Genomic DNA, 24699 nt, shown 5'->3' with positions numbered 1-24699 from the left:
ACAAGGAATACCTTATACTAATGAAGACAAATATATTTAATAGAGAGGATAGAACATGAAGGAATTAGAATTTATTAAGGATTATAAAAGCAATGAGCCGCTAAGAAACAGCTTCTTCGAGCTGGCTGCCGATACGTTCGAGCTTGAACTGGAGCGCTGGTATGAGGGGGGCTTCTGGAATGAAGGGTACATTCCTTATTCATACATAGAGGGGAACCGGGTCGTAGCGAATGTCTCCGTGAGTCTGCTGGAGCTGGTGATTAATGGTGTGAAGTCCCGCGCTGTGCAGATCGGGACGGTGATGACTCATCCAGATTACCGGGGACGGGGCCTGTCCTCCCGGCTCATGAACAAAGTGCTGGAGGATTACGGGCAAGCGTGTGAGTTCATGTATCTTTTTGCCAATGATACGGTGCTGGACTTCTATCCCAAGTTCGGATTCCGTCCGGTGGAAGAGAAGATCTTCACCATGGACTGCCCTCCGGGCTCTGCCGGGTCTGCGGCAATCCGCAAGCTGGATCTGGCTAGCCAGGAGGATCTGAAGCTGATCACCAGCCTTGGGAAGCAGCGAATCCCGGTATCTGAGCGTCTTGGCGTCAGCGGCGCCTATGGACTGCTGATGTTCTACTGCCTGAACGTCTTCAGCGGGGAGCTCTATTACCTGGAGAATGAGAAGGTCATCGCCATCTGCCAGCAGGAGAACGGCCGGTTAGAGATCCATGATCTCATCAGTACGGAGCCCGTCTCCATCCGCGAGATTGCCTTGAAGCTTGCAGACAACGGGACGGAGACTATCGTCTTCCATTTCACCCCGGATGACCCGGACCTTACGCTGGCAAGCAGCAGTTATCCAAGCGGCTTATTCGTAAGGACTCACGGAAGTCTGGAGTATCCGGTGAACGCCAAACATCCGTCTACATCCATCGCTTAAGCTTAAGCAGCACTCTTCCGCTTGCAGAGGTTACAGTGTCATGAACTGCCCCTGCCGGGCCAGGTAAGCTTCCTTCTCCTTGTAGTCCGGCATTATACTTCCCAGGCGCCTCCAGAAGGAACGGTCATGATTCATATGCAGCAGATGACACAGCTCATGAACAATGACATAGTCGATCACTTCAGGCGGCGCCATGGCAAGGCGGTAGTTGAACGTCAGCTTGGCATCGAAGCTGCAGCTCCCCCACTTGGTCCGCGATTCCACAATTTCGATACTTTTGGGCTTCACCTTGAGCCGGGTCTGATAAGGGGTGATGCGCTGCGCGACTATTTTTTTGAGGCTGGCTATATAGAACTTCTTCAGCGCAAGCTTCAGCTCCTCCGCATCCCTCTGATCCACCGCAATCAGCTCATGCAGCGCGTACTCCTTCCCCAGATACAGATAAGCTTCCTCCCCCTGATACGCCTTGACCTTCGGCACCTGCCGGGCCGCTGCATTGCTGCGCAGCTTCTCCAGAATCTTCGGGCCCAGGCCTTCTACCGCACCAAGAATGATCTCTTCACTTGTTCCCTTAGGAGCCTTCACGGTAATGAGATCCGAGCCGTCCACGGTAACGGAAATCTTCTTGCGCTTGGCATACTGGACATGTAGTGTAATCATCTGATCTTCTAGTTGAATCTGCATAGCCACCATCATTTCTGTAATTTCTAATAGACCGGATACCCGGATACAAACACTGCCAGATACAGCAGCCCGCCCGCAATGAATAGCGAGGTCAGCACAGTATCTTTCCATTTCTTATCTTCAGTCAACAGTACAGCCGCGAAGGCCAGCGGAAAAGCTACAGCGAAGTAACGCGGAGCGGACAGCAGCCAGGTCGGGGCCACCACGTAAACGAAATAGACGATCATGTACGCCATGTAGGCGGGATTAAGCTTCTTCGTGCTGCGGATCATCAGGAAGAGGACCAGGAAGATCCCTGTCAGATTCGGCAGCCACAGCCCCAGGAAGGAACGGTAATCCGCATCCTTGAAGGTATTCACGGCATACTCCATCTGATATTTCACCGTATCGAAAAAGAAGTAGAACCGCTGGGACCAGTGTTCCCGCTGATAAATACTGAACTGGAACGCGTTGCCCGTCACATTGTAATTGATGTAGAGATAGGCCAGCAGACCGAAGGAGACGGTAACCAGGGAGACCCCCGCCAAGATCAGCCTGTTGGTAAAAGCCTTGCGGTCCATCTGCCTGTAACCAGCGGCCAGATCCCGGGCGAACTCCACGGCAATCGGCACGGCCAGCAGAATCCCCGGCGAACGGGTGAAGCCGGCCAGGGCAGCACACAGGCAGCCCAGCAGCCAGCGCTTCTTGCGTACATAATACAGAGCCATCAGGGAGAGCAGCAGGAACAGCGCTTCCGTCATGGGAATGAAGAAGAAGAATGCCGATGGAAAGATGAAGATGTACTTCACGACGCGCAGGGCATTCCTGCGTCCCATATCGAGCCGGGCCAGCTCGTAAGCGAACAATGCCGCCGCAAGGGTACACAGATTGGCTACGGCAAAACCGGCAACCATATAGCTGCCCGTGAAGAACTGCGCCAGCTTGATAGCCACCGGAAAGAGCGGCAGAAATACGATGTGGAATCTCGGGTCCCCTTCCGTAACATACCACCGCTCGGCAATGCCCAGATACGACATCGCGTCAATTCCGCGGATATGCCAGATGTCGATGAAGCGGGAGAATAAGCTCCCCGCGCCTCCCTCTTTAAGTACCCAGAATACATAAGCCACCAGGATCAGCAGTACGCGGCTCGCCACCACCCACAGCACAATCCTCCACCATGTCCGCTGACGTTCCTCCTGTGAGTCGTCTCCAATTGCCGCTTCCGTTGCATAAGGCCGGGTGATGTATCCTGTCAGAGCGGGAATGGCCCGCAGGCCTGTCCATATAAACAACGTCAGGCAGAGCAGGGATGCCAGTGTTCCCATGGGGGTCCAGGTATGCACGGACACTGCCCAGACCCAGACGGCTACGATCATTACCAGTATGAAGAGTGCTGAAATTGCTGTGTTTACTTTTTTCACCATTGCCTCCGGTTCCGCATCCGTTGCGTTCTTGATTAGGACTGGAATTATAAGAATCCGCCTTTTTCTCATTTTCTTATAGATAGGCGTGTAACACAATGATTATATAGATTGACCTTGTAAGTTTTCCGTTCCGGGATAGCCGTGACTCCGGAGAATGTTTGGCCCTCCGGCCGCTGTTGTCCCCAGATTTCTCGATTATAAACCGCTGCTAGCGGTAGAAATCCGGTGACAAAGGCGGACGCTACCGCTCCTACAGTGCCAAAATTCTCCTCCGCCACTTTTCCCTGTCTGTATATTTCCAAGTTCAATCTTTATAGTTTATTACGGCATGACAAGCCGAAGAGGAACGCCGCATCATTCAGCAGCGTTCCTCTTTGACATAACCTATGGCAATCCTTAATCCATCAGGAGTGGGCCAGCAACGGGAAATGACAGGCCACCGGACGGCCTGGAACAACCTCTTCAAGCAGCGGCTCCACCTGGCGGCATTTGTCCTGCACAAACGGGCAGCGGGTATGGAACCGGCAGCCGGACGGCGGATTGGCCGGGGAAGGCACATCCCCCTCCAGCACAATACGGTCCTGCTTGCGTCTTGGCGTCGGCTTGGGGATGGCCGAGAGCAAGGCAGCCGTGTACGGATGCAGCGGAGCCGCGAACAGCGCCTCGGTCTCCCCCACCTCCACCAGCTTGCCCAAGTACATGACCCCAACGCGGTCCGAGATATGGCGGACTACGTTAAGACCATGTGCAATGAACAGGAAGGTTAAGCCCAGCTCCTTCTGCAGCTTCATCAGCAGATTGATGACCTGGGATTGAACCGATACATCCAGTGCAGATACAGCCTCATCAGCCACAATAAATTTCGGATTCAGCGCAATCGCCCGGGCGATGCCAATCCGCTGGCGTTGTCCGCCGGAGAATTCATGCGGGTAACGGTTCCGGCGGCTGGCATCCAGACCTACCAGCTCCATCAGCTCGACCACCCGGGCATCTATAAGCTTAGCGGGCATATTCCGGTGAATGCGCAGCGGCTCCCCGATGATATCCTTGACGAGGAAGCGCGGATTCAGCGAGCCGAACGGGTCCTGGAAGATAATCTGCATCTCTTCCCGCAGCTTCCGCATGTCGCCTGAACGCAGCGAATGAATATCCTTGCCTTTGAATAACACCTGCCCTCCGGTCGCACTTTGCAGCCGGAGCAGCACCCGCCCGAAGGTCGATTTGCCGCAGCCGGATTCCCCGACCAGGCCGAAGGTCTCTCCTTGGCGGATGGACAGATTAACGCCATCTACCGCCTTGACCTGTCCAACTGTCCGGTTAAGCAGTCCTTTGGTAATCGGGAAGTACTTCTTAATATCCTTAACTTCCAGCAGCACTTCCGAAGAAGGCGATGGCGGAAGCTGCGGTAAGCTTGCTGTCTTATTCATCATGCGCGTTTCACCTCATCGCTGTAGTCCGCCAGAACCGGCTTATCCTTGAACAGCCAGCAAGCGGTACGGTGATCGTCAGAGATCATGAAATCCGGCGGCTCCTGGTTCCTGCAGAGTTCCACCGCATGGGGACAGCGCGGATGGAAGCGGCAGCCCCCAGGCAGCTGGCCAATCGGCGGAATCGTTCCGCTGATGGTATACAGCTCCCCTCCCCGGCCGCCCTCGAACCCCGGTATCGACTGGAGCAGCCCAACCGTATACGGATGGCTGGGACGGTCGAAGATCTCCTCAACAGTTCCCTCCTCCACGATGGCACCGGCATACATGACAGCAATACGGTCTGCCATCTCGGCAGCAACCCCCATGTCATGGGTGATGAGCAGGATGGACATCCCAAGCTCTGACTGAAGCTTGCGCAGCAGATCCAGAATCTGTGCCTGCACGGTCACATCAAGCGCGGTTGTCGGCTCATCGGCAATCAGCAGCTCAGGGTTACACGCCAGCGCAATCGCAATGACTACACGCTGGCACATCCCGCCGGACAGCTCATGCGGATACTGCTTGGCGCGGATCTCCGGGGCCGGAATACCGACCAGCCGGATCAGATCCACGGCCAGCTTCATAGCCTCAGCATCACTTTTGTTCTGGTGGAGCCGCAGACTCTCAGCGATCTGTTCCCCTATCGTAAATACCGGATTGAGCGAGGACATCGGGTCCTGAAAGATCATTGCGATCTGGTTGCCGCGGATTCGCCGCATCTCTTCCTGACTCTTCGCCGCCAGATCCTGTCCATGGAAGTTAATCTGTCCATCCAGGATCATCCCGCCTGCATAATCAATCAGCCGCATGATGGCCAGCGAGGTTACACTTTTGCCGCTGCCGGATTCTCCGACAATACAGACCGTCTGGCCCTTGTCTACCGTAAGGGAGATGCCGTCGGTTGCTTTGAGCAGCCCCTTCTCTGCCGCAAAGCCTGCGGTCAGCTTCCGGATTTCGAGTAGTTTTTCCGCCATTGCGCGAGCCTCCTCCGGGATTTGGTCACTTGCTGTCTGGGATCGAGCGCATCCCGGATTCCGTCGCCGATGAAGTTAACTGCCAAGACTACCAGCAGGATGCACACGCCCGGATAGACTGCCTGCATCGGGTCAACCAGCATGAATTCCTGAGCATTGCTGAGCATCAGTCCCCAGCTTGTGGCCGGAGCCTGGATACCGAGTCCCAGATAAGACAACGCAGATTCGCTCAGAATCGCGCCGCCGACCATCAGAGTCGCGTTGACAATAATCGGGAAGCTTGCATTCCGGAGCAGATGCCGGAATATAATTCCCCAGCTGGAGACTCCAATGGCCCGGGCCGCCTCTACATACTGCATTTCACGCAGCTGCAGGAAGGTCCCGCGGACCAGCCGGGCAATACTCATCCAGCTGGTAAATGCCAGAATAAGAATCATGAATTTAATCTGTGTGCCAAACAGGGCCATAACCAGGATATTAAGGAACAAGGATGGCACCGAGTTCATCACATCAACAATGCGCATGAACACCGTATCCACGAATCCGCCAAAGTAACCGGAAATTGCCCCGATCACCGATCCGACCGCTACAGAAACAAACGCAACGGAGAAGCCGATGAGCAGCGAGACACGTGCACTGTACAGCAGTCTGGTGAGAATATCACGGCCCAGCTCATCGGTGCCAAGTACATGGCCTTCCGCGCCCGGCTTCAGATTGGCAAACATCAGGTCAATAGCTTCCGGACTATATGGGGTCAGGCGAGGAGCGAGGAGCGCAATGATTACAAATATAAGCAGTACGATCAGACCGCCCATCGCAAACGGATTGCGCGAGAATTTCTTCCACAACACTCTCCAGGGACCCGGAGGCCGCTTGGAATCCACTACCGGAATCTCCGGGTCAGTCCCTCCGGGCATCGGATTCATATCCGGTGTTCCCAGCGGCTTGGATACCTTCCCTTTGGTTAGCTCTATATTCCCTTTACTCATGCTGCTTTGCCCCCTTGCTTACCGAGCTTCACCCGGGGATCGACTACTACATACAGTATATCTGCCAGGAGATTGCCGATGACGACCATAACAGCCGTCACTATAGTGACAGACATCAGTGCCGAATATTCGCGCGCACTTGCCATCTCCACGAACCAACGGCCCATTCCCGGCCAGTTGAATACATTCTCTGTTAGTGCGGCCCCGCCCACCAGCAGCGGAAGATCAAGGCCGAGTATGGTAATGATCGGAATCAGCGCATTACGCAGTGCATGGCGGAAGACTACCTTACGTTCCTTCACACCTTTGGCCCGTGCCGTGCGGATATAATCCTGATCGAGCACCTCCAGCATACTGGCCCGCGCGTACTTCATATAAGATGCCAGGAAACCAAGTGCCAGCACGGTTACCGGCAACACCAGATGCATGAATAAATCACCTAGATTGCCTTCTTTCCCTCTTGAATACATATCCGATAGAGGGAACCAGTCCAGCTTGAGCGACAGCCATTGCTGCAGCAGAATCCCGAACCAGAAGGTCGGCATGGCGAAGCCCAGATAAGAGAGGAATGAAGCAGTTTGATCCGATATTCCATACACTTTGGTACTGTTGTAGATTCCCCAAGGTATGGCGATCAGCAGCGATACCAGCCAAGCCGCCCCCATCAGGATCACGGTATTGCCGATACGCGGCCAGAGCAGGTCTGAGATCGCAATATGGTTCTTGAAGGTGTAACCCAAGTCACCTTGCAGCAGGTCGCCGATCCAGCGCACATACTGTACCGGAACAGGCTGATCCAGCCCAAGGTTCTTGGCTTGCTGCTCAAAAATTTCCGGGGACAAGCCCGGAGCCAGCATCACTTGAGTCGGTCCGCCCGGTGCTGCATGGATGAGAAGAAAGGTTAGTATGGTGATCAAAAAAATGACCAATACCGATTGAAGCACTCGGCGTATCAGATATTCTGTCATAGGCTATCCTCCTAGAGATGGTAAGGCGATAGATTACGGAAGACTCCCCCGGTTATACAAAAGGGGGAGGTGAAAGAGAATTCTCTTTCACCTCCCGCAAGTCTATTCCGTTAGCCGGAACGTTAGTCAGTTACCCACCATTTGATCGCATGGAAGAACTGTCCGTAGCCCAGTGACGGCTCGGGAGCATCCTCCTCTGCCCAGTGCACCCGGGAGCCTGTTCCGATCGCCTGACCATACTGATAGAGGAATACATATGGAAGGTCGGTGGAAATTTCTTTACCCACTTCTTTGTAGATGTCCTTCCGCTTATCCTGGTCAACCGTGGAATACCCGTCTACCCATAATTGGTCCAGCTTCTCGTTCTTGTACCAGCCGCTGTTCTGTCCGGCAGGCGGGAAGTATTTGGAGGAGAAGATACTCTCTGCATCCGGGTCCGGTGTATTCAGCGACCACGCAAGCAGCAGGGCCTGGAATTTACCCGGTGTGACGTTCTGGTCAATCCAGGCTGCGAAGTCAATTGCCTTAGGCTTCACTTCAATCCCGACATCCTTCAGGTTCTGCTGGATCACAGCGGCAACCTGCTCGCGGCGGCTGTTGCCGGCATTGTACTGCAGCTCGAAGGAGAAGCGGTGTCCGTCTTTGGCAAGAATGCCATCCGTTCCGGCAACCCAGCCGTCTTCAGCCAGGAGCTTCTTGGCGGTTTCGGCATTGTAATCATAATTCACAGCGGCATCCTTCGGATCAGCCCAAGTGTCGGGAAGGAAAGGAGCATTCATCAGGGCGCCTACACCTTTGAGAATGTTGTCCACCATCCCCTGACGGTTCAGGGCATGGGCGATTGCCTGTCTGGTCTTCTGTCCGGCGAACAGGCCGTAGTTATCCGGGAAGTTCTTGCCGTCGAAGTTGAACATTACATATTCATACTGCGCGCCGGGCTTCTGGATAATATCAATGTTTCCGGCAGCCTTAACGGCTTCGACCTGCGTTACCGGAATCGCACTGATATGATCCGTATCCCCCTTCATAATCGCCTGAACTTCAGTGTTCTGGTCGGCGTAGACTTTGTACACAATTTGAGCGATATGCGGCTTCACCGTCCCCCAGTAGTTCGGATCGGCATCCAGGGTGTGGCTCTCGCCCTGCTTCCAGGCAGTCCATTTCCAGGGTCCGCTGGTAACGGTCTTGGCCGGATCTGTACCATAGGCATTCTTCTGCATTTCGGTTGGCTTCACATCCTTAAGGATATGGGCCGGAACAATCTCCTGAACCAGCGCGTACAGGAATGGCGCGTACACTTGAGTCATGGTGATTTTTACAGTCTGGGCATCGACCTTCTCTGCGCTCTTCACCTTATCAAAGGCACTGGTCAGCGGTGAGCCGGTCTCGGGGTTCTTGGCCGTTTCAATGGTATACACTACATCATCCGCCGTGACCGGCTGGCCGTCACTCCATTTGGCGGTATCCTTCAGCTTCACGGTATAGGTCAAGCCATCTTCGGAGATCTCAGGAAGCGCGGCAGCCAGAGACCAATCCTCTGCCTGCACATTGCCTTCGCGGTCCAGGTTATACAGCTTGGCGAAGACGAATTGGGCCACATCGCCTGAAGAGGTGTCATTGATTAAGAGAGGATTAAGATTAACAATATCGGAAAATGTACTTGTAACAAGGGTTCCGCCATCCACAGGCCCGTCTGCCGCAGGTGCTTCAGTAGCATCCGGCGCCTCGCTCCCGGCAGGAGCCTCAGTTGCTGCAGGAGCACTTGTTGGACTTGCAGTGTTATTGGTACTGCAACCTGTGAACAGAACCCCTACCAATGATAAGACAAGTAAACCAGACCACCATTTTCTCTTTTTCGCCATTCCTTTACTCCTCCTTAGTTAAGTGCTTGTACCTTCTCTTCCAAACTTCTCGGGAGACTGGGATGTTCTGGATTAGGATGTGCCTGAGTCTGCTAATGACCGCCTTCGCAATATATGTGACATAACATCACATCTAATATATATTGTAGGGCTGCGATAAATAGACCGCAGGTCAATTAGAGTCAGGGACAATTTCCCCGGTTAGGGGCCAAAAACAATCCCTGTATAAATTATGGTTTATATTACATGTGAATATTTCTTACGTCAATAGATTTATTTGTCATCTTTAAATCTTATTTTTTTGCTACAAAAACATTTAATTCCAACTTCATGCGATGTAAGCGTTTATATTGGTCCTAATCATTTTCACAATGCGTCAATTAGGTCAGTTTTCATGACACCATTCTATTATTTTTGCGTTATTTCGACACCAACCACCATATAATTCCATCTTCCGACTATGAATCTCCCTGTCATCCCTCTTGTTTTTGGACGCAAAAAAGAAGGATTATAGCTAGGGGCAGCTCCGCCCTCAGCTAATCATCCTTCCTCATTCGCCTGCTTGTGCTACTCTACAGATTTCAGCGCTTCGATCATATGAATCCGCTTAAGCTTAAGATGCATGAACACCATTACAATCCCCGAGAACAGAACAGTCAGTAAGGCTGCATAGATATAGCTCTGCCACTTGATCAGCGGTGCGAACATTGTGGCATCCAGCTCAGCCGTCGAGAGCACAAAGCTATGCAGAATAATCCCCAGTGCACTGCCGGACAGGATGCCGAGCAGCGTCAGCAGAATGTTCTCCCGGTAAATATACATCGTAACTTCCTTATCATAGAAACCGAGCACCTTAATCGTTGATAATTCCCGGACCCGCTCCGACACATTGATATTCGTCAGGTTATACAGGACCACGAAGGCAAGCGCAGCAGCCGATACAATCAGCACCACAATGACAATATCCATACTCTCCATGGTTCCTTCAAAGGCTTCCCCCACCCCGCTGGAAAAGCTGACCAACGCCACCTGTCCATTCGCAGTGAGCTTCTCTCCGAAGCTGTTCTCCCACTGCTTATCCTTGCCGCTGTAGTTCAGCAATTGAGTGTTAAAGACCGGCTCTTGCCCGAATACTTCTGCGAAGTACGCCGGAGTCATGTACACATAATGCAGCACATAGTTCTCGGTGACCGCCGCAATCCTGATCTGGAATTCCTCATTGTTGCTGTCCAGGACGCTCAGGCTGTCTCCGGGAGCCAGACCATACAGCTTGGCGAGCTTCTCTGTAATAACTGCACCCTCGCTATTCAATACACGCTGCTTACCAGTGGTACGGTCCTTCAGATTAACGAAGGAGGCCAACTGCTGCGTATCGGCAGGCACAAAGATCCGCGCCTCCTGGTCGTTAACGCCTTTGGCCCGGACCGTCACGGCTTCCTGAAGCACATCCAGCGTTCCCGTAACCGCAGTCTCCTGTTCAATCAGCTTCTGGTAGGAAGCTGCATCGGCGGCCGGTGCATTGTCATGCAAGGCTACTAGGGCGCTGTATTTCATAATCCCGCCGAACTGCCGCTCAGCGATACTGCCGATGGAATCCTTCAGTCCAAAGCCCGTCAGGATAAGCGCTGTACAGCCGGCGACTCCGATGACGGTCATGAACATCCGCTGCTTGTAGCGGAACAGATTCCGGGCCGTCACCTTCTGCACGAAGCTGAGCCTGGTCCACAAGAAGCTGAACCGCTCCAGCATAATCCGCTGACCGCTCTTCGGTGCCTTGGGCCGCATCAGCACGGATGCGTTGCTGCGCAGCTCTACCCGGGAGGCGATCATGGCCGTCATAGCGGTACAGACCAGCGCCACGATTATGGAAATCACGGCGTAGGACGGATAGAAGCTTTTGATCACATCCGGCAGGTTGTAGAGCTGGCTGTAGGCATTATAGATAATGTCCGGAAAGAACGTGAAGCCGATGGCCAGACCGGCAATGGAAGCCGCAAGGCTGGCCAGTGTGCCATACACCAGAAACTTGGCCATAATATCCATAGCCCCGTAACCCAGTGCCTTCAGAGTCCCGATCTGCAGCCGCTGTTCCTCTACCATACGGGTCATAGTCGTTAAGCTGACGAGTGCTGCAATCAGGAAAAAGAATACCGGAAAGGCCGATGCAATCGCGGACAGACGGTCCGCATTATCCTTGTATTCGGCGTATCCGGGATTGATCGTCCGGTCCGTCACATACACCTTCGGCAGCTCCGGCTGGCTCTGCGCGGCGGATGCCGAAGGCCCTGCCGCCTGTTGCTGCTGCTGCGAGGCATCCGCTGCCTGAAGTCCCGCAGCCAGCTTCGCTGCGGCTTCCGCCTTCAATTCCTCCAGGCGCTGCCCCGGATAATCCTTCAGCGCCTCCTCTGTCTCGGAGAGATGCCGCTCGATCAGGCTGTCGTAAGCAGGCGTATAGGCGGTTTGTGCCGCCGTATCCTTGAAGCTGAGATAGGCTTCCGTATATACCGGAAGGATGAAATCCTCTTCCGGGATGACGGCAAACGCATCGGCGGTCCCTTTGCCGATCCGGCTCGTTCCGCGGTTCGCGGTCTCAATATATTGCGGACTCTGCGCGAAGCCTACTACGGTGTAGGTCTGTGTCCGGAAGCTCTGTTCGGGCTTCTCCCCGGCTTCCCCGCCGAAGGTAACCGAATCGCCCAGCGAGAATTTCTTCTCCTCCTGCAGATGCTCATCCAGCACCATCTCTCCCGTGGCTGCGGGCAGGCGCCCGGCGGTGAGCTTATACCCGTTCAGCTTATTATCATCCGCATACGAATAGACCTTGGCAATCAGCCCGCTATCGCCAAGGAACACATCGGAGCTGTACACAGGCTGAACCGTCTGCACCCCGGGAATGTCCCGCAGCTTCGCTATCCCTTGCTCCGACAGCCCGTAAGTGGACTGGACCCGCAGATCCATCAGCCGCAGATCCTTATAATACGTCGCTGCGGTGTCCAGCATATCCGGCCCCGCCGATTTGATCCCGGAGAAGAAGCTTACCCCCAGCATAATAATTGCAAAGATCGAGAGAAACCTCGCCTTGGTGTGGCGGATCTCCCGAAAAACATCCTTCCATAATGCCCGTTTCTTCATGATTCCCGGCTCCTTACCATTCGATGTCGTCCACGGATACCGGTGCTGGGTTCTTCACCATTTTCCGTACCTTGGCGTTGTTGATTTCAATCACCCGGTCAGCCATCGGGGCGATCGCCAGGTTATGGGTAATGACAATCACTGTAGTTCCGGTATTGCGGCAGGTATCCTGCAGCAGCTTGAGCACCTGCTTGCCGGTATTGTAATCCAGCGCACCGGTCGGCTCATCGCAGAGCAGCAGCTTCGGCTGCTTGGCCAGCGCTCTGGCAATAGCGACACGCTGCTGCTCCCCGCCCGACAGCTGGGCCGGGAAGTTATTCAGCCGCGCTCCAAGACCCACATCCTCCAGCACCTTCCGCGCATCCAGCGCCCGTGGGGAGATCTGTGAAGCCAGCTCGACATTCTCCAGGGTCGTCAGGTTTGGGACCAGATTATAGAACTGAAACACGAAGCCTACGTCATTACGGCGGTAGCCGGTCAATTCCTTAGCGCTGAATCGTGCGATGTCCGTACCGTCCACAATGACCTGGCCTTCGTCGGCGGAATCCATTCCGCCCAGTATGTTAAGCACTGTTGACTTCCCCGCTCCGCTGGGTCCAACAATGACAGCAAATTCACCCTTTTCAATCTCAAATTCAATGCCGTCATTGGCAACAATCAGGGTCTCCCCCATCTTATAACGCTTATATTCGTCCTTCACCGTTACGAACGCCATGCTGTCTCCTCCTGTCTTCTCCACAACTGCCTATATCCAAGTGTAGCACACGAACCCCCTGTGAATGCAAAAGCGCAGCAAGTGAAACGATCAAGCAGCAAAAAACCTCCTTGCGGAGGTTCAAGCACAAAGCTGATTATGGAGTCGGCATTCCGCCGTTGGCATTCAGCGTCTCGCCGCTGACATAACTGGATTCCTGGCTGGCCAGGAATACGTATGCCGGGGCCATCTCCGCCGGCTGGCCGGGACGTCCCAGCGGAGTCTTGGCTCCGAATTCTCCCAAGACTTCCTCCGGCTGTCCGCCGCTCACCTGAAGCGGGGTCCACACAGGCCCGGGGGCGACTACATTGACCCGGATTCCCTTGGCAGCCACCTGCTGGGCCAGCGATTTGCTGAAGGTATTGATTGCGCTCTTGGTGGTCGCATAATCGAGCAGTATCGGTGCAGGCTCATAGGCCTGAATAGAAGAGGTGTTGATAATGGTGCTGCCGGGCTTCATCTGCTTCACCGCCGCCTTGCAGAGCCAGAACATCGCGTAGACATTCGTCTTGAAGGTAGCATCGAACTGCTCTGTAGTCAGGTCCGCGATCTCCTTCACGAACTGCTGCTTACCGGCAATGTTAGCCAGGATATCAATCCCGCCAAGCTCCTCGACGGCCTTGGCAATCAGCTGCTCACAGTACTTCTCGTCCTTCAGGTCGCCCGGCAGGGCAACCGCCTTACGGCCGGCTTCCTCCACCAGCCGGACCACTTCCTTCGCGTCAGCTTCTTCCTCCGGCAGATAGGCAAGTACCACATCGGCACCTTCACGGGCAAAAGCAATCGCTACCGCCCGCCCGATTCCGCTGTCCGCTCCGGTGATCACGGCCTTGCGACCGGTGAGCTTTCCGCTGCCCTGGTACGTTCCCGCCCCGTCATCGGGACGCGGATGCATCTTGGTCTCCAGTCCGGGACTTGGCTGCTGCTGCTCGAATTCCGGTGTAGCCTTGTCATATTGCTTAACAGGGTCCTGAATCTTATATTGATCACTCATGATGTTTCCTCCTCTGCTGGGTTCTGATTCTGAATAGGCTTCAGACACTTTCTATGTAACCAGCTTCCCTTTTTATTAAACGAATTATGTATGGGCCGCACTACAAAAAAACCCCTGCTTCGGGAGCAAGGGGCTGTACCTCTTCATATAAGCCATTCTCAGAATTCTTCGTATACCTGCGGGTCCTGATCCCACAGCGGTCCGGTTGTGGGAATCTCCGAAATCACCTTCATCTCTTCCTCTGACAAAGCGAAATCAAAAATTTCAAGATTCTCCCGCTGATGCTCTTCGGACGCTGATCTTGGAATCGGAACCGCCCCCAGCTGCACATGCCAGCGCAGAACAATCTGTGAGACCGATTTGTCATGGGCTGCGGCGATCGCACTCAGCTGTTCATTCTTCAGCAGCTCCGTGCCGCGTCCCAGCGGGCTCCAGGATTCTGTAATGATTCCATGCTTCTTATGGTAAGCACGCTGCTCTGCCTGATTATAATAGGGATGCAGCTCAATCTGATTCACACTGGGCACGACACCCGTCTCCTTAATCAGGCGGTCCAGATGCTCCGGCAAAAAGTTACTGACTCCGATAGAACGGATCAATCCCTGCTTCCGGGCTTCAATCAGGGCCTGCCACGCTTCCACATACAGGTTCACCTTGGGGTTCGGCCAGTGAATCAGATACAGGTCATAATAATCCAGTCCTGCACGGTACAGCGATTCCTGAACAGTCTCGACCGCTTCATCATACTTGTGATGGCGTCCGGGCAGCTTGGAGGTGATGAACAGCTGGTCTCTGGGGACCCCGCTCTGCCGTACCGCCTCCCCGACAACGCCTTCATTCTCATAGTTGAATGCCGAATCAATCAGGCGATACCCCAAATCCAGGGCAGTCTTCAGATTCTTCACGCCCTTCGTACCTTTGATCCAGGCCGTTCCGTAGCCAATCGCAGGTACCTTCAGTCCATCGTTCATCCGTACTTCCGGAATATGATTTGTCATATGAATTGCAGCCTCCTCTATTGTAGTAGCCTATTGTATTAGCCGGGTAACTTCGCCCCTCTTCATTCCGCCGGATCTACTGCCGGAAGCTTGACCCGTACATGATACTGCATACCCGGTTTCAGCCCCTTCAACACACCATCCTCCACGGGCACCCCGTCCAGGTACACTTCCGTTGCCGGGACCCCTGTCTCTCGCTTCATCTCAATGTGCAGCTCCGCGCCTCTGAAGCTGCGTTTCACCGTCACCTCCTGCCAGGCGGAAGGAAGCTGCGGTCTCACCTGCAGCCCTTCCCGGTTCCCTTGCAGTCCGAACAATCCGTCGATCAGACAGCGGTATACCCAGGGAACGGTTCCGGTATTGAACAGATGGCTGGAGCGTCCGGCAGTCTGCGGGAATTGCTTATACGCGCCCCGGTAATAATTCGGAATGAACACCGGAAGCTGTCCCCGCCGGATGATATCCTGGATGTCCGGCCCGGGAAGCATTTTGCGCAGCAGGCGGTAGGCCTGGTCCTGCTCGCCCACTGCATACAGGCCATAGATATAGAACGCTGCGGCATGATTATAGACTGCCCCGTTCTCCGCCGTCCCCGGATGCTTCTGGGTAACCCGGCCGACATCTTCACGCATGGCTGTGTAGGAAGGGGCCAGCTTTTCCACTCCATATGGGGTCTCCAGCTGCTCCGTGACCGACTTCATCAGCTTCTGCCGCTTCTCTTCATCCGCCGCACCGCTGAGCAGCGCCCAGCCCTGGGGATTAATGAATATCCGGCCTTCCTTATCTTCACTGATCCCGAACACGACATTATCATCTGTGATTCCCCGCGCATACCATTCGCCGTCCCAGAGATACTGATTGACTGCCGCATTCGCCTCTTCCGCCGCAAGGCGGAAGGTCTTGCCGGTATCCGGGCGTCCGCTCCGCTCACAGATCTCCGCCCAGATCATACAGGCATACGCCGTGGCTATCGTCAGCCAGCCGGATACGCCTGTGCCCCGGTAGCCTACCATATTCATCGGGTCACACCAGTCACCCTGATTGATATAATTCAGACCCCGCTCATCCCGCTCATGGAGCAGCCAGTGCATCGCCCGGTCGATATGCTCTGCGACTGTCCCCGCTTCATCCCCGCCTGCGTAAGGAACTCTCTCATCCAGAATGCTATAATCGTCAGTCTCATCCAGATAGGTACTGAGACAGATGGGCAGCCAGACACAGTGGTCCGTATGCGGCACCTGATTGATATATTTCAGCTCCGCGGCTTCATGCAAAATAATGCCGTCCGGCATGGCTCCGCTCACCTCCTGCTGGCTTAAAGCCGTCAGGAACGCGCGTCTTGCCATCTGCGGCTTCATATAGCTCATCCCCATATTATCCTGCAGATAATTCCGGGTCTGAGGGTCTGTGGTCAGGCGGTTAGTCTGCCCGTGATAATACATCTGCCGGGGCAGCCAGTGGTTGACCAGGTTATCCAGGTCTGCATCCGGCGTGGAAATCTCGATGCTGCCTCTGCCTTCGCGGATGTATTCGGCATATTCACGCTCAGCAAGCTCGAATCCGTCTTCTCCGCCTTCACTGGTGTCCAGGAACATCCGCTGGCGGATCTCCGCAATCTCCTGCTCACTCCGGGCAGGCCCGAAGATGAAGCGGTATTCACGCTCCTCCCCCGGCTTCAGGCCGATGCTGTACTGCAGAATGGCTGCCGGTGATTCGTAACGGGCTTCGCCCCGGGACAGCCGCTCGCTCTTAAGTGCTGCCGGTGAGCTGATTCCGCCTTCGCCCTCGAAGGCTTCCTGGTTCACCTCCCAGGAAGCGGGGGGCTGGTCAGCCAGCAGGAAGGTCTTGTCCTTCAGATGCTTGATTTTGGCATAGTCCTGATATTTCTGATAAGGCGTAACGGCTGTAGCCACGATTCCCTGCAAGTCTTCCTTGTATTCGCCGGACTGATTCATCCATGACATGTAGCCGATGGTGAAGTAGGGATAGATGCTGATTGTGCGCGGAGCCGAAGACAGATTCGTCACCTTCACCCGCCATAGCTCCATCGGCTCATTGGTAGGCAGGCTCAGAGTCATCTCGATCGCAATACCATTCTTCTCAATGGTCCATACAATATTATGCTTGCCTACAGCAAAGGTGTAGTGGTCGGGGGGCATACGGACGGGCTCATAAGGGGCAGAGAATACCTCCCCGCTCTCCTCATCCTTCACATAGACGAACCGGCCGGGATGGTGGGCATAATAAGGCTGCTCCGGCTGCATGAAGGTCTTGGCCTCCAGATTCGGCGCATACGAGTACTTGGCAGGCTCGGGCTGCATGAACTGGGCTACCGCATATCCCCGGCAGTTCATATGAATCATCATCTGCTCATTCCACAGGAACCCCGAAGCCTTGGGAAGAATCGTCGGACTCGACAGCTCATAATATTCATTATCTTCAGATGCTCTTATCATTCTCGTGCCTCTCTTTCCGGATTATCATTCTGCTCTCTAGTATATCTTGATTTAAGAATACGCTCTCATAGGTTTGGCGGCAAGTCAGCCCGAGCCGTTTCAATTTCATCGTTCTGGGTTTTATAGTAGAATAAACCTAATAACATTGACAGATGAGAGGGGCACCCCATGAAGGAAGCGTACATAGCAAGACTTGAACTATTCGTAAATAATGCACAGCAGATCAAACAGGAATTCCCCTGGCAAAATGCCTCCGTTAACCGTCTCGCAGCCCTGCTCTACGCGGTGGAGGGCAAGATGGCCAATGTGGAAGCGATCCGCATGTACCACGAGATGATTAAGGACAACACCCGCGGCTTCTCCTCCTTCCGGGGAACCTCAGCCATTTGTATTGCGGCTCTGCTCTCCCTTTCAGCCCGGCCGGAACAGCAGCTTGCGAATACCCTTGCTGTATATGACCTGATGAAGGAACGCAAGTTCAGAGCCTCGGACTACCTGGTAATTGCCGCCTATCAGATCGCTGCCCATACCCCTTACGATCAATATGCCACGGCAATAGAACGCACTGAAGCATTCTATGAGGGGATGCGGGCGAAGCACCGGTTCCTGACCGGACGGGACGATTACATCTTCGCTGCCATGCTGGGCCTCTCCGATATCAACATTCAGCAAGGCATAGAACAGCTAGAGCAGCTCTACGTGACACTGAAGCCCGAATTCTTCTCCGGCAATAGCGTGCAGGCACTGACACAGGTGCTGGTGCTCGGCGGCGGTGATCTCACAAGCCGGGTCCTTAGCCTGCGGGAGGCCTTCCGCGCACGGGATATCCGGCTGGACAAAGAGTATACGCTCTCTTCACTGGGCATCCTGTCGCTGCTCCCTTATGAGCAAGAGCAGCTGGTCAGCGATGTCTCGGACACCTATGAGTTCCTGCGTCCGCAGAAGGGGTTCGGCGGCTGGTCGGTCAATAAGCAGGAGCTGCTCCTGCTGTCTGCCGCCCTCGTATCCTATCAATATGTAGATGATGTGAAGAACGGCATCATTGAATCCATGTTATCTACCAGCCTGACCAATATCATCATTGCCCAGCAGACCGCAATCGCTGTAGCCGCCGCCTCCGCTGCCGCTGCTGCGTCGTCTTGAACTCATAAGTTAGGCAATAATACGGGTGGCTGCGGATGCTTCCGAAGGTGCTTTACTTTGGAGGCATCCGCCCTGGCTGGCTATCGCCGCCTGCTGATTTTGCTGCTGCTGCAGCTTCAAAAGCTTCAGTTCCCGTTCAAGCGAATTTAGTTGGATTTTGGGCACTTATTGATCAGGCTATGTCTGCCTCATCAGGTATAGTTGGATTTATGACACTTAATTTCGCCATATCTGCTAGAGTAGCTGAATTCTGCCAGATTAAATGTATAATTTCCAACTAAATTTTCCTTAAACAACGAATATCCTACTATTAGATGACGTTTTTCCACTTATTTTGATATCGGCCAGGCTTTGGCTGGTCTGAGCAAGGATCGTGCCGTTTCAGCGGGAAGTAGAAGGAGCGAGTTAGACGTAGGAGGGTAATGTGTAGCGCAAAACTTACAAGTATAAATGGATACCATCCTTCAAAAGGACGGCATCCATTTCCGCGAGAACGATCAGGAGTATTTATTTATCCTTCCTCCTTCTCCTGCGGAAGACTACGCTTGTTGATCCCAAAAGCATAATAACCGGCGACCACAATAGCCAGGAAGGAGGCTCCGACGATCAGCGACAGATGGGTATCCGGATTGAACCACATGCCGATGATCACCAGCGACAGGAAGATAATAATAATGTAGTTACTGACCGGGAAAAAGCGGGACTTGAACGGATGGGCTGCCATCTCGCTTTTCCACCTCTCCCGGAATCTGAACTGGCTGAAGGCCAGGGCAAACCATGGAATCATTCCCGGAAGCACGCTGGCACTGTAAATATAGAGAAACAGCTTGGAATCCGGCATCAGGTAGTTGAACAGCACGCCAACCAGCAGCAGGGAAATGGTTGTGATAATACTGTTCCTGGGCACGCCGCTGGCCGAGACTCTGCCGAAGAATTTCGGAGCCTGTCCATTCTGGGCCAAGGTATACAGCATTCTGCCCGCACTGTAGATCCCGCTGTTGCAGCCCGACATGGCTGCTGTCAGCACAACGAAGTTGATGATGCCCGCAGCGCCGACAATGCCCACCTTGGCAAAGGTCAACACGAACGGACTGCCGATCTCGCCGATCTCATTCCATGGATAAATGGTCACAATGATGAAGATGGCCCCCACATAGAAAATCAGAATGCGCCAGATGATATTTTTGATCGCTTTTCGCAGCGTATGCTTGGGATTCTCCGCTTCCCCTGCCGTAATCCCCACCAGCTCAATCCCCTGATAGGCTGCGGTGACTATACAGAGCGCAAACAGGAAGCCCTTAAGCCCCCCGGCAAAAAAACCGCCATGGCTGTACAGATTAGAGAGTCCAAGCGGCTGCCCGCCATTCCCCAGACCAAAGAAGATTACCCCGGTTCCAATCACCAGCATCACGACAATGGCCACCACCTTGATCATCGCAAACCAGAATTCAAACTCCCCGTACAGCTTCACCGCCGCCAGATTGGCTGCCGCAATGATGCCGACACCGATCAGCGCAGGAATCCACTGCGGAATGTCCGGGAACCAGTACCCTACATAGATTCCGATCGCCGTAACCTCCGCCATCCCGACAGTCACCCACAGGAACCAGTAGCTCCATGCGGTCAGGAAGCCGGCCAGCGGGCTGATATATTTGTGGGCAAAGGTGGCAAACGAGCCGGTCACCGGTTCAACAATCAGCATCTCGCCCATAATCCGCATCACAAAAAACATAATGATTCCCGCCAAAAGATAGGCCAGCAGTACGGAAGGTCCCGCCCACTTAATCGTATTTGCCGAGCCCATGAACAATCCCACGCCAATCGTACCGCCCAGTGCGATCAGCTCGATATGCCGCGGCTTCAGTCCTCTTGTCAACTGTTTCTCTTCCAACAAAACGCTCCCCCTCATAGGTATGCTTCACATGTGAACAACGTAACTATCATAATATGCAAGAGTTATTGTAAGCTGTGATATACATTAACGCAATGCAGAATTACTCCGGCAAAAAGTTTTGCGAGTTGTAACAAAAATTTGCCCGAAAACCTATACATTCTGAACCATAGTGTTATAATCACTGTGTTTATTTATCAAGTACAACAGGAAACAGGTGATCAAATGTTTGAACTCAAATGGCTGTGGCAGAACCTGGAAGGCAACCGGGCGCGGTATGTCGTGGCACTCTGCCTCTCGGTAGTGGGCTCAAGTCTTACGATTGTGAACCCCTACATCAGCCAGCGTATCGTCGATACGTTCATTGCCGGCGACCAGGCAGGACAGAATCTTGCTACCGGACGCGGACTGCTCATTGCACTCTGCCTGGGCATGATCGGTTTCTCGCTGCTCCGCACCGGGCTGGCCTATTTCACGACGATGCAGTATGAATTGTCTTCGCAGAACATGATGTACAACATCCGCATTTATCTGTACAACAAGATTCAGGGTCAGGACCGTGAGTATTATGACCGCAACCGCACCGGCGACCTGATGACCAAGATGACAGGCGACCTGGATATGGTGCGGCACTCGATGGCGTGGATTTTCAAGACGATTATTGAATCGCTGACGATTTTCCTGGCGGCCGTGATTTATTTCCTTACTATTGATGTCCAGCTGACGCTGTGGATGCTGATCCTGTCACCGCCGATCTTCATCGTGGCCTTCATCTTCGCCAAAAAAGTGCGCCCGATGTACATCGACCTGCGTGAACGGCTGTCCCAGCTCAACACGACGACCCAGGAGAATATTTCCGGGAACCGTGTGGTCAAGGCTTTTGCCCGTGAAGAGTTTGAAATCGAGAAATTCACAGAGAAGAACGTCAATTACGCTGTGGCCAACAAAAAAGCAGCCCTCGTCTGGCTTGACTACTTCCCTTATCTGGAGACCTTCGCTCAAGGCTTCAACGTCGTGCTGATGCTGGCCGGCGGTTACTTCGTGATGGAGGGCCGGATTACCTTCGGTGAATTCACGGCTTTCTCATCGCTAATCTGGGCGGTCTCGAATCCTATGCGCAATATCGGGATCATCATTAATGATATTCAGCGTTTCTTTGCCAGCTTGTCCAAAATCATTGATCTCTATTATGCCCGGCCTGCGATTGTCAACAATCATAATCAGATAGAGCAGCGCCGCTACGAGGGACGGATTGAATTCGACCATGTACGGTTCAAATATGACAGCGCTACCGTGCTGGATGATGTAAGCTTCACAATTGAGCCCGGTGAGACTATTGCAATTATGGGCGCAACCGGCTCCGGCAAAACCTCGCTGATCAACCTGATTCCCCGGTTCTATGATGTAGCGGGAGGGCGTGTGCTGGTAGACGGCAGAGATGTCCGGGAGCTGGAGCTGGATGAACTCCGCGGTAATATCGGTATGGCGACACAGGACGTGCTCCTGTTCTCCGATACCATTGACGGCAATATCGCTTATGGCGATCCGGAGCTTCCGGAGGAGGATGCTAAGGCTTTTGCTGCCCTCGCTGCTGCCCATGACTTCATTGTCAAAATGCCTGAGGGATATGATACCGTGGTCGGGGAACGCGGCGTCGGATTATCCGGGGGGCAGAAGCAGCGCATTGCGCTTGCCCGCGCCCTGGCGGTCCGCCGTCCGATCCTGATCCTGGATGATACGACCTCTGCTGTCGATCTGGAGACGGAGGAGCATATTCAGCGCAGCCTGCGCGAGCTGGAGTACCCCTGCACGAAGATCATCATTGCGCAGCGGGTATCGACCACCGCCCAGGCGGACCGCATTCTTATTCTGGAGGGCGGCCGTCTGATTGAGGAAGGCACCCACGCCGAGCTGCTGGCGAAGCGGGGCTACTATTATGATGTATTTATGCTGCAGAACGAGGGTATTGGAAGGCAGGTGACCGAGAGTGGCCAGGAATAAATTCGATGTCGATGAGAATCTGGAATCGCCGTTTAACATTAAGCATTTCCGGCGGGCCATGGTCTATATCAGACGCAAAAAAAAGCCGATGCTTATCGCATTTGTGCTTAGTGCATTGTCGGCGGCTATCGCCCTGTCAGCACCGCTTATTATGCAGCATGTGGTGGACGTCACCATTCCGGCCAAAGCCATGGGCCCGCTGGTAGGCTGGTCCATGCTAATGCTGGCGACTATCGTGGTCAGCGTAATTCTCGCTACGATCCGCTCACGGATTATGACAAGCGTCGGACAGGATATTATCTTCGATATCCGCACAGACCTGTTCAAGCATCTGCAGGATCTGCCGTTCAAATATTACGATGACCGGCCGCAGGGCAAGATCCTGATCCGGGTCGTGAACTATGTCAATGCGGTATCCGATGTGTTATCCAACGGGATTATTAACTTCATCCTGGAAATTGTGAATCTGATCTTCATCGCTGTGTTCATGTTCGCCGTGGATGTCCGGCTCTCCCTTATCATTCTTGCCGGACTGCCTGTCTTCCTCGGCGTCATGCTGCTGATCAAGACCCGGCAGCGCCGGGCCTGGCAGGCCGTATCGAACAAAAGCTCCAATCTGAATGCCTATCTGCAGGAGAGCATCAGTGGCATCGGTGTCACGCAGATGTTCTCCCGGGAGACGCGTAATGAAGGAATCTTCACCCGTCTGGCAGGTAATTTCCGCACCGCATGGATGAAGGCGCAGCGTTACAACCTGCTGATTCCGTTCAGTGTCGATAACCTGTCTACTATGGTTACGGCTATGATCTTCCTGGTCGGCCTGCTGACCCTGGACCCGCAGAGCATGACTCTTGGCGTTATCCTCGCCATGAGCAGCTACGCGGCCCGCTTCTGGCAGCCGATCTTGAATCTCTCGAACCTGTACAACAACTTCATCAATGCAGTCGCTTATCTGGAGCGGATCTTCGAGACGCTGGATGAGCCGGTGACTGTCAGCGATATTCCCGGCGCTAAGGCCCTTCCGCCCGTTCAGGGCCGGGTTACCTTCGACGATGTCACCTTCGCCTATGATCCGGGGCTGAATATTCTGGAGAATATCTCGCTTGAGGTCGCAGCCGGAGAGAGCATCGCTCTGGTCGGCCCGACCGGTGCCGGCAAGACGACGGTCGTCAACCTGATCTCGCGCTTCTATAACCTGACCGGCGGACGTATTCTGATCGACGGCCAGGATATCTCGCAGATCACGCTGAAATCGCTGCGCGGACAGATGGGGATTATGCTGCAGGACAGCTTCATCTTCTCGGGAACCATTCTGGATAACATCCGCTACGGCAGACCGGATGCTACCGAGGAGGAGGTCATTGCCGCAGCGAAGGCGGTCTGTGCCGACGACTTCATCCGTGAATTTGACCAGGGCTACCAGACAGAGGTGAATGAGCGCGGCTCCAAGCTCTCCCAAGGACAACGCCAGCTTATCTCTTTCGCCAGAACGCTGCTGGCTGACCCGCGGATTCTCATCCTGGATGAAGCCACCTCCTCCATCGACGCGCAGACCGAACGTCTGCTCCAGAAGGGGCTGAATGAGCTGCTCAAGGGACGCACCTCGTTCATCATCGCGCACCGTCTGTCTACGGTGAAGAACTGCGACCGCATCATGTATGTCTCGAACAAAGGCATTGCCGAGAGCGGCTCGCATGAGGAGCTGATTGCCCGCCGTGGCCTTTACCACCGGCTCTATTCGGCGCAGAAGATGCAAGCCTAAGTGTGGACTGTAAATAAGCCTATATAAGACGCTCTTAAGATTTGAACTTGAAGCTTCGTCGTCACTACGGTGAACATTTGGACTTCCGGCCGCTGTTGTCACCAGATTTCTTGATTTTGAACCGCTGTTAGCGGGTGAAATCCGGTGACAAAGGCGGTCGCTACCGCTCCTACAGTTCCAAATTTCCCCTCCGCTTCTTTTGCTTTTTTGTTTATTTCTTTAGTGCTTCTTATATAGGCTCAAATAAGCAAATACCAAAAACCGCAGCAGGGGTTCGCCCCTGTC

The 24699-nt window shown here is 53.9% G+C and carries 18 protein-coding genes and 1 pseudogene; 5 read left to right on the top strand and 14 right to left on the bottom strand.

What is annotated here, in order from left to right; translation table 11 throughout:
* Window positions 1–55 precede the first annotated feature (55 nt).
* Window positions 56–931 carry a GNAT family N-acetyltransferase gene (locus KDC22_RS04055; RefSeq protein WP_211722158.1) on the top strand — a complete coding sequence of 292 codons (876 nt, stop codon included), beginning with the start codon at window positions 56–58 and terminating at the stop codon, window positions 929–931.
* Window positions 932–961: 30 nt separating this feature from the next.
* Here the strand turns inward: KDC22_RS04055 and KDC22_RS04050 are convergent, their stop codons facing one another.
* The 12 genes from KDC22_RS04050 to KDC22_RS03995 all read right to left on the bottom strand — a co-directional run bounded on the left by KDC22_RS04050 (window position 962) and on the right by KDC22_RS03995 (window position 17617).
* Window positions 962–1615 carry a M48 family metallopeptidase gene (locus tag KDC22_RS04050; RefSeq protein ID WP_173138288.1) on the bottom strand — a complete coding sequence of 218 codons (654 nt, stop codon included), beginning with the start codon at window positions 1613–1615 and terminating at the stop codon, window positions 962–964.
* A 23-nt stretch (window positions 1616–1638) separates the two neighbouring features.
* Window positions 1639–3021: a hypothetical protein gene (locus KDC22_RS04045; protein WP_211722157.1), complete on the bottom strand. Its 1383-nt coding sequence runs from the start codon at window positions 3019–3021 to the stop codon at window positions 1639–1641.
* A gap of 404 nt (window positions 3022–3425) precedes the next feature.
* A complete protein-coding gene (locus KDC22_RS04040) occupies window positions 3426–4451 on the bottom strand; it encodes an ABC transporter ATP-binding protein (RefSeq protein WP_246553280.1) in 1026 nt (341 codons plus the stop codon).
* Complete coding sequence (locus KDC22_RS04035; protein WP_211722156.1) at window positions 4448–5464, bottom strand: ABC transporter ATP-binding protein; 1017 nt, start codon at window positions 5462–5464, stop codon at window positions 4448–4450. Before KDC22_RS04035 ends, KDC22_RS04040 begins: the two co-directional genes overlap by 4 nt.
* Window positions 5431–6390, bottom strand: coding sequence for an ABC transporter permease (locus KDC22_RS04030; RefSeq protein WP_211723881.1), 960 nt, complete (start codon window positions 6388–6390; stop codon window positions 5431–5433). The genes KDC22_RS04035 and KDC22_RS04030 overlap by 34 nt, the downstream gene beginning before the upstream one ends.
* Window positions 6391–6449: 59 nt before the next feature.
* On the bottom strand, window positions 6450–7421 hold the full coding sequence (locus tag KDC22_RS04025) for an ABC transporter permease (protein WP_173138296.1): 972 nt from the start codon (window positions 7419–7421) through the stop codon (window positions 6450–6452).
* Window positions 7422–7543: 122 nt separating this feature from the next.
* Window positions 7544–9283: an ABC transporter substrate-binding protein gene (locus tag KDC22_RS04020; protein WP_173138298.1), complete on the bottom strand. Its 1740-nt coding sequence runs from the start codon at window positions 9281–9283 to the stop codon at window positions 7544–7546.
* 567 nt (window positions 9284–9850) lie between these two features.
* Window positions 9851–12415, bottom strand: a complete 2565-nt coding sequence (locus KDC22_RS04015; protein ID WP_211722155.1) for an ABC transporter permease — start codon at window positions 12413–12415, stop codon at window positions 9851–9853.
* Between the two features lie 13 nt (window positions 12416–12428).
* Window positions 12429–13130, bottom strand: a complete 702-nt coding sequence (locus KDC22_RS04010; protein ID WP_211722154.1) for an ABC transporter ATP-binding protein — start codon at window positions 13128–13130, stop codon at window positions 12429–12431.
* 136 nt (window positions 13131–13266) lie between these two features.
* Complete coding sequence (locus KDC22_RS04005) at window positions 13267–14163, bottom strand: SDR family oxidoreductase (RefSeq protein ID WP_211722153.1); 897 nt, start codon at window positions 14161–14163, stop codon at window positions 13267–13269.
* 158 nt (window positions 14164–14321) lie between these two features.
* On the bottom strand, window positions 14322–15161 hold the full coding sequence (locus KDC22_RS04000) for an aldo/keto reductase (protein WP_211722152.1): 840 nt from the start codon (window positions 15159–15161) through the stop codon (window positions 14322–14324).
* Window positions 15162–15223: 62 nt separating this feature from the next.
* Window positions 15224–17617 carry a GH36-type glycosyl hydrolase domain-containing protein gene (locus KDC22_RS03995; protein ID WP_211722151.1) on the bottom strand — a complete coding sequence of 798 codons (2394 nt, stop codon included), beginning with the start codon at window positions 17615–17617 and terminating at the stop codon, window positions 15224–15226.
* 168 nt (window positions 17618–17785) lie between these two features.
* On the opposite strand from KDC22_RS03995, the gene KDC22_RS03990 reads away from it, so the two are divergent.
* Both KDC22_RS03990 and KDC22_RS03985 read left to right on the top strand, forming a co-directional pair.
* On the top strand, window positions 17786–18760 hold the full coding sequence (locus tag KDC22_RS03990; RefSeq protein ID WP_211722150.1) for a DUF4003 family protein: 975 nt from the start codon (window positions 17786–17788) through the stop codon (window positions 18758–18760).
* Between the two features lie 35 nt (window positions 18761–18795).
* Window positions 18796–19041 (top strand): hypothetical protein, encoded by a 246-nt coding sequence (locus tag KDC22_RS03985; RefSeq protein WP_211722149.1) that lies wholly within the window; start codon window positions 18796–18798, stop codon window positions 19039–19041.
* Window positions 19042–19267: 226 nt separating this feature from the next.
* On the opposite strand, the gene KDC22_RS33955 is transcribed toward KDC22_RS03985, so the two are convergent.
* Both KDC22_RS33955 and KDC22_RS03980 read right to left on the bottom strand, forming a co-directional pair.
* The gene (locus KDC22_RS33955) at window positions 19268–19324 is read right to left on the bottom strand and encodes a hypothetical protein (protein WP_425517050.1); all 57 of its coding nucleotides are present in this window, start codon (window positions 19322–19324) and stop codon (window positions 19268–19270) included.
* 64 nt (window positions 19325–19388) lie between these two features.
* A pseudogene (locus KDC22_RS03980) lies at window positions 19389–20669 on the bottom strand (amino acid permease); the annotation flags it as partial.
* A 207-nt stretch (window positions 20670–20876) separates the two neighbouring features.
* Here KDC22_RS03980 and KDC22_RS03975 point away from each other — a divergent pair.
* Together KDC22_RS03975 and KDC22_RS03970 are read left to right on the top strand one after the other, a co-directional pair.
* A complete protein-coding gene (locus tag KDC22_RS03975; protein ID WP_211722147.1) occupies window positions 20877–22652 on the top strand; it encodes an ABC transporter ATP-binding protein in 1776 nt (591 codons plus the stop codon).
* Entirely contained in the window at window positions 22639–24414 is a 1776-nt protein-coding gene (locus tag KDC22_RS03970) for an ABC transporter ATP-binding protein (RefSeq protein ID WP_173138318.1), read from the top strand. Before KDC22_RS03975 ends, KDC22_RS03970 begins: the two co-directional genes overlap by 14 nt.
* Window positions 24415–24699: the final 285 nt, after the last annotated feature.

The sequence above is a fragment of the Paenibacillus tritici genome (assembly GCF_018207515.1).
Classification (GTDB): domain Bacteria; phylum Bacillota; class Bacilli; order Paenibacillales; family Paenibacillaceae; genus Paenibacillus_AQ; species Paenibacillus_AQ tritici.
The sequence above is the reverse complement of the archived record's forward strand: the minus strand, read 5'-3'. Positions and strand labels throughout refer to the sequence as shown.